The sequence below is a fragment of the Commensalibacter sp. W6292M3 genome (assembly GCF_016101315.1).
GTDB lineage: Bacteria > Pseudomonadota > Alphaproteobacteria > Acetobacterales > Acetobacteraceae > Commensalibacter > Commensalibacter melissae.
This window is the reverse complement of the sequence record NZ_JACFQT010000002.1, coordinates 287,420-299,059: the sequence shown is the minus strand read 5'-3', so window position 1 is coordinate 299,059 and position 11,640 is coordinate 287,420. Positions and strand designations below refer to the sequence as shown.

Annotated in this window: 5 protein-coding genes; 2 read left to right on the top strand and 3 right to left on the bottom strand. The window is 39.4% G+C overall.

The window, feature by feature from the left end:
* The first annotated feature begins 86 nt into the window (after positions 1–86).
* Together H3T57_RS06940 and H3T57_RS06935 are read left to right on the top strand one after the other, a co-directional pair.
* On the top strand, positions 87–1,130 hold the full coding sequence (locus H3T57_RS06940) for an NAD(P)-dependent alcohol dehydrogenase (RefSeq protein ID WP_198193641.1): 1,044 nt from the start codon (positions 87–89) through the stop codon (positions 1,128–1,130).
* A gap of 88 nt (positions 1,131–1,218) precedes the next feature.
* On the top strand, positions 1,219–2,490 hold the full coding sequence (locus H3T57_RS06935) for an MFS transporter (RefSeq protein WP_232349788.1): 1,272 nt from the start codon (positions 1,219–1,221) through the stop codon (positions 2,488–2,490).
* Positions 2,491–2,588: 98 nt separating this feature from the next.
* Here H3T57_RS06935 and H3T57_RS09115 read toward each other — a convergent pair whose 3' ends face one another.
* The 3 genes from H3T57_RS09115 to H3T57_RS06915 all read right to left on the bottom strand — a co-directional run bounded on the left by H3T57_RS09115 (position 2,589) and on the right by H3T57_RS06915 (position 11,623).
* The gene (locus tag H3T57_RS09115; protein WP_232349787.1) at positions 2,589–4,136 is read right to left on the bottom strand and encodes a hypothetical protein; all 1,548 of its coding nucleotides are present in this window, start codon (positions 4,134–4,136) and stop codon (positions 2,589–2,591) included.
* A gap of 182 nt (positions 4,137–4,318) precedes the next feature.
* Positions 4,319–6,649 (bottom strand): peptidoglycan glycosyltransferase PbpC, encoded by a 2,331-nt coding sequence (gene pbpC / locus H3T57_RS06920; protein WP_198193640.1) that lies wholly within the window; start codon positions 6,647–6,649, stop codon positions 4,319–4,321.
* 84 nt (positions 6,650–6,733) lie between these two features.
* Positions 6,734–11,623, bottom strand: coding sequence for an alpha-2-macroglobulin (locus H3T57_RS06915; RefSeq protein ID WP_198193639.1), 4,890 nt, complete (start codon positions 11,621–11,623; stop codon positions 6,734–6,736).
* Positions 11,624–11,640: the final 17 nt, after the last annotated feature.

The following is an 11,640-nucleotide window of genomic DNA, read 5'->3' as shown; positions in this document are numbered from 1 at the left end:
ATAACACATTTGTTATTTTTCATACTTACGGAATATTGGTAACATAATTGTGTATTTTATATGTTTATTCCAGTAAGGAACATTTCATGGCTCAAGCTCTTGTACTTGAAGAAAAAGGCAAATTAAGTATCCGTAACATTGATTTACCCTCTACAGTAGGGGATAATGACGTTAAAATAAAAATACGTAATGTTGGTATTTGTGGAAGTGATGTACATTACTACACACATGGAAAAATTGGCCCTTTTATCGTAAATCAACCAATGGTGCTCGGGCACGAGGCTTCTGGTATTGTTATTAAGACAGGCAAAAATGTTGAAAATTTAAAGGTTGGGGATCGTGTATGTATGGAGCCCGGCATACCCAATCCACACTCACGCGCAACAAAACTCGGTATTTACAATGTTGATCCTGACGTCGTGTTCTGGGCAACCCCACCCGTTCATGGATGCTTAACGGAAACGGTGGTACATCCCGCAGCTTTTACATTTAAACTGCCCGACAACGTATCTTTCGAGGAAGGTGCCTTTGTTGAACCTCTTGCCATTGGCGTTCAGGCTGCCGTAAAAGCCCGATTAAAACCTGGCGATATCTGTTTAGTGACAGGATGTGGTCCAATTGGTATTCTGACCGCACTTGCCGCACTTGCCTCTGGCGCAAGCAAGGTTTTCATCTCTGATCTTGCTCAACCCAAACTGGATATTGCCAAACAATATCATGGCATTATCCCAATTAATTTGAAAAATGAATCCGTAGAGGAAAGAGTCAAGGCGGAATGCGGTAAAGACTGGGGGGCAGATGTCGTTTTTGAGGCTTCAGGACATCCCTCCGCTTATGATACCGTATTGGCCTGTGTCCGCCCTGGTGGAACCATAGTATTTGTAGGGATGCCCGTTGACAAGATCCCCTTTGATCTTGTTACTGCACAAGCAAAGGAAATACATATGGAAACAATCTTTCGATATGCACATGTTTATGACCGGACCATTAATCTGATTGCTTCTGGAAAGATTGATATCAAGCCATTAATTTCTGGAGTTTATCCATTCTCAAAAAGTATCGAGGCTTTTGAACGGGCCGCATCAGCACAACCTACTGATGTAAAATTGCAAATTGAAATGCCCGAATAAGATTCTTCTGAATTTTATTCCGATACAAAGCCCGAAACCAATTCAATTCGGGCTTTTTTTATAAACTTATCATGCTCAAAGATTACTTATGAATAATATCCAAATAAAATCACGTATGATGATGGGAATGCCAGTCTCTCTGTTTTGGGGGTATATTGCCATTGCCCTTTTCATGATTGGCGACGGTCTTGAACTGAATTTCCTTTCCAAATACATTGTTACACTGGGATTCACAGAAAAAAAAGTCAGCCTTATTTTTGCTGCTTATGGGTTAACCGCTGCAATTTCAAGCTGGCTTTCTGGCGTTCTAGCTGAAACATTTGGTGCAAAAAAAATCATGATGGTTGGTGCCATTACATGGATTGTTTTTCACGCAGCCTTTATGCTTTTCGGAGTTATACCTCATAACTATTACATGATGTTGCTATTCTATGGTCTACGCGGTTTTGCTTATCCCTTATTCTTTTATGCATTTTTCTATTGGGTTGTAAAAGAAACCCCTGACAGCCAGCTTGCCTCGGCAGTGGGGTGGATCTGGTCCATGTTCACCATAGGGTTTGGCATTCTCGGAAATTTGTTACCGATTTATTCTGTCCGTTACTTTGGCGAGATCAACACTTTATGGCAATCCATAGGCTGGGCAACTGCAGGTGGTGCAATCGCCTTTTTCCTTCTCAAGGCACCCGTTATGGAAAAGAAAAATCATCAGATTCATTCATTCGAACACAAATTTAAAGGTATTATCCAAGATCTCTCACTCGTTTTTTATAATCGTGATCTGGCAATTGCACTCATAACCCGTGCGATCTGCAACTTTTCCCTTTTTGGTATTCTTGCGGTCGTAATGCCTATTTTCTACACGTCTGAACATGGTGGACATTTTACGGATGAACAATGGAAAATTATCAGCCTTAGTATATATCCTATCCAACCTTTTACCAATGTTCTATGGGGCATTATCGGCGATCGTATCGGTTGGTTAAAGCAAATGCGATGGGCGGGATTTATAGGATGTGGAACGGCAACCATCCTGCTTTATTTTATTCCGGTCTGGTTTCCCGGAAATATATGGGCCAGCATATTCGGAATCCTGTTTTTTGCCCTGACCATTACAGCCTTTGTTCCAATGGGAGCCATTTTTCCAATGTTAACACCTGAACATAAAGGGGCAGCCGTATCCATTCAAAATCTTGGTGGTGGTCTAAGCAATTTTGGCGGACCCGCTTTGGTTTCTCTCATTCTTTTTACAGGATTGGGACATTTTAGCGTCTTCATAATTTTTGGTTTCTTATATTATTGTGCGGCAATCATGACCTATTTTATCCGCCTCAAACAACCCGGTGTTGATAAACCTTTTTAATTACAATTAACGTAACAACAATCAGCAATCACCCAGACGCTATATAACAATATAACCATATTAGGTTAATACCCCTAATATGGTTAAACAATACACGACTAGTTTATTTTACCTCTTTCCCTATAACGGTCATTACGAACATAAATGTAAGAATCCGTTGCAATATGGGTATAATCATTTTTCAAAACTATCAATACGCAATTCAAGAACTGATCTGGCATATATTTGCCCCATATTATTGATGGATCATAATAAATAAGTGGTGGCTTATTTTTAGGCAAATCTTTACAAAGGTCCCGTTCATAATGATGCCAAGGATGTGAAGCGTAGTCTGCCTCCCATGGTAAATAAGCGTGATATTTTTTTATGGGCAAACGGTTAGCCAAAATATAAATATCTGGATTATAAGGTATAGATAATATTCTTTCGTTTTTATCAACGTAAAACCAAATTGCTTTCGTATCTTCATTATATCCTTCACGAAAGGCATGCCATTGATAGGCATTACGTTGTCGCTTGTCTAAAATATTGGGAGAGGTTACTGCATATTGATCAATGATAAAAAAGATGCAAAAAGTTGAAATGACAGAGAAAAACAGGGAAATATCCGGCTTGACTTCCGTTGATTTTATAAAAGCAACGATTATTAAGGTTACAGAAGCAATAAGGAAAGCACCATTTTGAAACAGGATACTTCCTCGAGCCTGCAAACCCAGAATCCCGCACAATACAAGACATGCACTTATTTTATATTTTCCTTTTGCAACCAGGATAATCCCCCCAAAACAAAACGAAAATAAAGCAAATGTTTCAACAATATGATTAGAGGAAAAAAATGGAATCAAACTTAGAAAAAAATTGCTTAAATTGAAGGGAATGTATCGTGCATAATTCATTTGGTTGGTGATGAAATGAAAGGCAACCATTCCACCTATATCCCCATATATACCTAACCAGACAAGCATCATAATGATAGATGTCAAACACCCCGACAAACTTGTCACGAATATCGAAACATATTTTCTATGATCTATACAAATTCCATTGATAACAACAAGAAATAAAATAAAGGCGGTTATTGCAAAAGGATAGGCAATAAAAGGCAAAAGCGTGATAAAAAATCCTCCTGTAAAGGCCTGTATCCGTGACGGCTTTATGTCATAAATCATGGGAATAACAAGAGTGACCAAACCAATAGCTGCAAAACACCCACCTAATGTCCAATAATTATCAAGATATAAACCCTGTATAAGCCAGACACTTGAAATGAAACCAAACCACAAAGCGGTTACGAGATAACGTTGCCAAAAATAATGAAAAATTGGAGAAAAAAATAAACACAGGGCAGCTAACATTGCGCTAAACGAAGAAATAAGTCTCAACAGCCATACTTCTGAGAAACCAACAATTAATCCCATCATCCATGTCAGCATATAAATTACGGGACCATGATAATCTATATAGTCCCTGTAAAGTTTGTCCCCTTTATGAATGGCTTGTGCACCTACAAAATGACCTGATTCGTCTGTAAATCTTAAAAAACCTAAACCCTTTATATTTTCATATAAAAATAATGCAAAACACAAAATTAAAAACAGGAATGAAATAATGGATGCCTTGTTTTTTTTAAAATGATTCGGATACATATCCAATAATTCTCTTTGAAATTATTACCTGTGCATAACAATTGTTTTCCACGATTATATGAAAAGATACAAGATATTTTCTTGAATGAAGATGATCTATACCAAGGCCATAAATATGATTTCAAATCGTCAATGAATCCATTTATTTTTTACCTGATAGTATATCCTATGAATTCATGCCTTTAATTCAACGTAAATTCAGCAAGAGCCGTTTTTCCCATTTCATCCATTACCGTCAATTGTTGCTTTCCATGATTATGAAAAACATGATCAAAACTTTGATTTCCATCAGTTTCCTGAATAAGATAACCATTTAGGAACCACCATTTTTTCTTTGTCCCCCCAAGGGCAGATAATTTTAAAGTTAACGGATGCATATTACTGGGAGGCAACTGTAAATGGTCTCCGTTTTTTACACCTATAATGGACAAGGAAGAAGATTCCATCAAAGATAAGGAGGGACAGGATAAATCCTGTGTGGGCAGACGATTGTGACGCTGTTCTGTAAGGGGCAACCAAGGTTCAAGTGCAATTGGCCACAGATCAATTTTTTTTTCAATGGCTCCTGGACAATCAGACGATACTTGAAATCCTCGTTTATTGATCCATACCGTTTGGCTGACACCCGTTCCTAACGGTTGATCGGCCATTTCCAAAGTGGGTGGAACTATATGGTTTATAATCCATGCGGTCCTTTTTTGTCGGCAATTTTGATCCCTATCCGGCAATATCTGTCCAGATGGCCAACATATCTGTGCCACGCTTACTGTTGCCGGCTCATAATCTTTAATACTATATGAAAACGTCTGTGAAGCTTGGTTTCTGACCATATCATATACTTGAAATAATAAGGGGGTTGCGGAAGCTATTCCATATTGGCCTGCCACAGGTGTGCCATCAGGTCTTCCAATCCAGACCCCCATTATATGATGTCTGCCAACGCCAACAGCCCAAGCATCCCTATATCCGTAACTTGTCCCTGTTTTCCATGCCAAATGATCCTGCTGAAAAATCTGCCGATCAAAATTACTGTCCAATGGACTTTCCCCTTCCAGAATTTTCCGAATAACCCAGGCTGAACCTTCAGACAATAATGGCCGTTCACTCATGGATCCATTATTCTTGAAACGTAACATTGCAACCTTCCCCTTTCTTGCGAACGCGCTATAAGCTGTAACAACATTTTCCAAAGACGTGCCAATCCCGCCAAGAATAATTGCCAAATTTGGTTCAACCATTTGAGGCAGTTTTAATCCAATGCCGGCACCTGTTAATTTGCCGTAAAATTTTCTGGCTCCATAAACTTCCAACACTTGTACGGCTGGTAAATTAAGTGACCGTCGCAATGCCTGGCTTACTGAAACGGGTCCAACAAATGAAGAAGAAAAATCCTCTGGCCTATAATGACCAGATTGTCTTGGTACATCCTGCAATAAGGATTCAGAATGGATAAGCCCTTCATCCATGGCCAACCCATAAAGAAAAGGCTTTAATGTTGAACCGGGTGAACGGATAGCGGTTACCATATCCACATAACCAAAACGCTGTTTATCCTGTAAATCTACAGAGCCGAGATAGGCCTTAACCTGCATTGTCTCTGAATCCACCACCAAAATGGCAGCGGAATTATGCGGTGGCCAACGGTTTTTCCAATTTTCAAGAAGTTCCTCCAAATGACGTTGCATATCTATATTGATAGTGCTATGAATGACTGCATCTTTGTTCTGAAGTGATAATCGTCTCGCCAATAAGGGAGCCAATTGTGGTATCTGACGTTCACTTAATAAAACATTTTCCCCTTTAATTTCCTCAATATCCCTCTTTGACCATACCTTGAATTGAGCCAGCCGCTCCAGAACTTTGTCACGGGCCTTCTTGGCACGCTCAGGATAACGATCTGGTCGTAAACGGCTGGGCGCTTGTGGTAGAACAGCCAGCAAGGCTGCCTCTCCTTTGGTAAGTTGATCCGGTGGTTTACCAAGATATGTCCAACTCGCCGCCGCAATACCCTCTACCATTCCCCCATAAGATACATGATTTAGATAAATGGTTAGAATCTGTTCTTTATTCAAATGCCATTCAAGTTGCAACGCCCGGAAAATCTGCCCAATTTTTCCCAAATAAGTATGAGGACAGGGATCAACAATACGGGCAACCTGCATTGAGAGCGTACTACCACCCGATACGATATGATGATGATAAATATCTTGTCCAAAAGCCCTGCCCAAAGCGACAGGATTAATGCCGGGATGATGATAAAACCACCGATCTTCATAGGCTAACAAAGCCTGAATATAATATGGAGAAACCTGTTGGATGGTAACAGGATAACGCCAGACCCCTTTTTGATTGGTAAAACGCCATAAGGGCGTTCCATCCTCTGCCAAAACGACACGAGAAGAACTGATATTTGGTAAAGGAAGAGGGTTGGTTTTATCCGCTATAAATAACCCAATACAAATAAATAAACAGAATATTACCCCTTTTCGATAAATCTGACCTATCACACGCACTATACACACCATTTATTTCTAATAAAAAAGGCGTACACCATCATATATTGATGCACACCTGATTATGACCTTTTTATTAATTTTTTAACGTGCTTTAACTATTAATGTCATATTGCCACTGGTCCTTGCAAACCGGCCTGGCTGATACATCGACTGTAATGTTGCCGATGGTATGTGATACCTTCCAGGTGTCACCGCACGGGCCAAATAAACCAGTTCAGTTTTATTCGTAAGATCCAATTGGGCTACATAACGGTCATCACGATATTCTTGATGTTGAATGGATGCTTCCTGCATTTTTTCAAGAGATTTTTTAATTACCTCCCCTGCATTTTCCAAATTGACAGAAGCATTTGAAAGATCTTGATTTTCCAGCTCAAATCCAGCGGGCAGGAAATCAACCACCAAAGCGTCGTGCATTCTTGAAAACGAAAATATCTTAATTCTAACCAATATAAGATCACCCGTTTTGACATTTTTCAAATCCACTGGATTACCGTAAATATCAAGAAATTCTCTTTCTATGTTCAGTTCCTTTTTCTGAACCTGTACAGGAGCCCGTAACGGATAACCGGATAAACCGAGATTTGGATATAGATCAACATCTCCCGTTTTGCTGGCAAGGCGAAGCGTATTGATCTGTCTCATTTCCTGATCATTGAATTGCAAAAAAGATTTTTGGTTTGTCAGGTTATAATGATTCCCTGCCACGTCGACCTCAACCTTCCAGTTTTTAGCGGATTTTGAAACATAGCGATATCCTGCCAGAAAAATTGCATTCTTTTCCTGTGTAGACAAATATATTTTATCTTCAATTTGATGACTTAAAGCAAACAGCCTTTGTATAACAACGTCATCACTGACCAAATGATTATCCTGTAAAAGTGCAAGAATTAACGCATTATCACGAATATCACTTCCATAATCTCCTATCCACCAATCATGAACACGTTGCCCATAATGTAAACCTTCATTTAAGGTCTGTGCAGAACGTCCCTCATCTCCCATTAGCTTTAATGCTGCTGACAACTGAATTAAAGAAAATCCTGATGGTGCCTGTTTACGATGATTGTAAAGATTTCTTAATGCGGCTAAAGGTACCTGTTTTGTTCGTGCCAATACATATCCAGCATAGGCTTGAACCGTAAAACGCGATTCATTAAAGTCACGACTGTAATAAGGGTCAATCTCATTGCCGTTTTGAACATATATTAACAAACGTTTTAAGGCATTTTGCAAGGCATCTTCAGGAATCATATAACCCCGGTCCCGTGCCTGAATAAGAAAATCCGTGATATAAACGGTTAACCAATATTCTTCTGGGCTGTCACTGCTCCATAACCCAAATCCCCCATTTGAACGCTGCATCGTTAGTATATGAAAAATCGCTGCATTAATCGCATCATGACGCTGTTGATCGGTTAGCTTGTTTTTAATATTAAGCTGTTTTAAGATATCCTTATTTACATAGAGGAAAGGATAAATTCCACTTGTTGTTTGTTCGGCACATTCATAGGGATAAGTTTGTAAATCCTCAATCTGTCTGGATAAATTCAAGGGTGGATAAGGACTTATGTTCAGTCTCCCCTCACGACCTGAAATCCCGATATTATGCAAGACCGATGGTGATATCTGCCAACTTTTTTTATTTAGTTTAGTCTGTTCTATTATAAATTGAGCAGCATAAGGCGAGCGTGTTCCAATTGACCATGAACGGCTCAATACTTGCTTTTTACCGTTAAAGACAATTCCTGAAACATCAACCCTGATTTTTCCTTCTCCTGATCCTGTTTTTGCCTGGAAAGGAATTTTTAGTGTTTTCCGTTCATTTGGTGCCAATATAACAGCTTGATCCCCAGAATGCGTTGCAAAAATAAATCCCTCTGTCTTGAAACGCACAGATAATTCCTGTGACTGTCTGGTCATGTTAGTAAGATCAAGTGCCAGAACCGTTTCATCACCCCCTGCCAGGAAACGTGGTGTGGACATTTCGGCAACAATAGGTGCGGCAACTGTTATTTTATTTTCTGCCATACCAAATTGACCAGCTGTCCAAACTTGCCCCATAATTCTTAATTCGCCGTTAAAATCTGGAACAGTAATTGAAATCTCGGCTTCACCCTGATCATTCACATGAATAGGCTTGGGTTGTAACGTAACAATCTTGATCTTGGTATCGGGCAGTTTCCCCCCCTTCGCCATTGCATCCCCACCAAAAGCCAAACTTGCCAAAGGGTTTTGACCTGCCTCGATTAACTTGCCATAAACATCTAACTGATCAACATTATAAGCTTTGCGATCAAAGAAAGCCCTGAAAGGATCTGGAGTTTTGTAATCCGTAATATTTAAGACACCTGTATCCACGGCGGATAACAAAACCTCGGCATCCTTTACAGGTTTCCCATATGCATCCGTAACTTTGACCTTAACTTTCTGATCCGTTAAAGGCTCGATTTTTGAATTCATTTTCATTTGAAGTTTTAACTTACGATCCTGCCGATCAAGAGGTAAGTGTAATATTCCCACAGATCGTTTTGGAGTGGCGCCAACCTTACGGTCACCGGGTCGGATAATCAAAGTTGCAATATATACATCATGACGTAACCATTTTGAATTAATGGGAAGGGTAAAACTTGAACCTTTGGCAGAAGCCTGAATAGATTGCCGCCATAATAGCTGACCTGATGACTCTACCGCCAAATAACCCTTGCCATCAGAAGGAGGGGTCAAAGTGATTCGGGCAATATCGCCAGCTTTGTAAGCCGTTTTATCCAGCATGACCTTAACCTGATCGGGACGCAAATTCTCTTCTGACCCCGCTTCTTTAACTGCCCCCGTTTCAAAAGAATAACTGGATGTCAAACCGGTATCTGGATTGAACACTTCCAATCGATAGAATCCCCAATCTTTGGAAGGAAATGTCAGCATCGCTGTTTTGTTTTGGCCTATGTTTAAAAGCTGTTCATCCTCTATAACATCTTTCTTATTAAAATGGCTGTCCCACCCTGTATCATCAGAATACGTCCAATAATAATCATGACGTTCATGAACAAATCTTGCTTTTAAATTTTTTGCCGGTAATTTATGCCCTTCGAAATCAGCCATGACAACCTCAAATCGAATTGGCTTGTCATGCGAGGTAACCGAATCAAAAAGGGGCCGAATACCAACCAATTGTTTGGCTGGCCATACAAATTGCGTCAAATGTCTCACCACTGGACGTTCTCCGGTTTCAAACAGGCTGGCCTCGGTGATCAATTGAACAGGTGATCTGATCCCTTGCCATTGATTGGCCATTTTAATTTGGCCATAACCTAGCTGATCCAGATGAATCTCGTCAAAATCCATCCGTTTATCAAGACCTTTTTCTTGACTATCACCAAATTCAAATCCCTTTAATTGAGGAACCGCTTTTCTCAATGAGTGCATGGTAATTGAACCTGATAAAAGATTATGACTGGCCGGCGCCCCATACAGATACCAGCCATTCGCCTTGACATGCAAATCTTGCCGAGAGGTCAGAGGCACATTATTTTTCGAATTTTCCAGATTTTCCGATTGTAAAGTAAGACCCATACGTTCAGGCAAAAAATCCTCAACTGCAAATCGATACTGATTCAATTCTTTCCTCCCCGCTTTCACAACGACAGACCATTTGCCTGTTACAGCATTGGCGGGTAATTTTAACTGATATTGATAAAATCCTGTCTCTGAGGCTTTCCAAACAAAATTTTGAGCCTTTTTTCCCTCTGCGTTATAAACAATAGCATTGACTGGAATATTTTGAACAGATTGCCCATCCGCATCCCTCAATAAAGCGTTCAATATTACGGTTTCTCCCGGACGATACAAATCACGGGGGCCAAAAACAAAAAACTGTAAATCATGCTGAATATCTCCATCAATTTTAAAATCTGATAAATCCAAAGCTGGAGACTTTAATTGGATAAAGGATGTTTGACCATTTTGTGTTGCCAGCAAAATTCTAGCTTTTGACATATTTGTCAAATTTGCATAACCGTCCTTATCTGAAAAAGCTGTCGCAATGATATGCCCTTTTTTATCCAAGGCACTGATATTTACGTTTGGTAAGACATCACCCGTTTCTAGAGACTGTGTAAAAACGCTGACCTGATCATTATCCTGATAACGATGTACGGAAATGCCAATATCAGAAATCGTAAACACTGTAACAGGATAACTGTAATTATACATTCCCGCGGAACGCATAACCGCAAAATAAACACCCTTTTTTTGTAAAGATTTGATGGAAGAAATCGGCAGTAAAATTTTCTGACGATGATTTTTATCTACATTTAGCTTAAAAGAACCCGTATATATCAGATCCGCCTTATCAACCAAAGCCGAGATCATGTCATTTGACAAGATTGAGGAAGATTCCTTATCTTCAAAAAAATTGACAAGCTGGTCATTTTTTATTCTGAAGAATTCAACATTTGCCTGATTTACATTCAATGTTATAACAGGCAAACCCTCGGCCAATCTTACGGGAAACAAAGAACCCTGACTGGCAAAGCTGATATTGGGACTTAAATCGTTTGTTGTGATTTTGGCCGTATATTCTTTTCTGAGAATTTTTGCGTCTTTACCCTTTAATCCAGCATCAACAGTTAAAACCAGTTTCCGGTTAGGCTCAAGATGATTAAAAATAAGTTCCTGATGGTCTTCAGATAAAATCCAGGCGCCATCCACCTTTCCTTTTTTTGCATCAAAAAGATGCAATATCTCTTCAAAGTTCTGGTTTTCATTCAGGGGGGATGAAAAAGTAACCTCAAGACAGTCCCAACCATCCCTGTCTATTTCAGATACGTCAACAACCTTTAAAATTTGTTCATTACCCGAATTCTGAACATTTGAATTTCCATAAACAGTTTTGACAGATAATGAATTTAAAAAAAAACTACATATAAATAAACATATAAAAAAGGCAAAGAACCTTTGTTTTTCAAACATCTAAAAATCCAATAAAA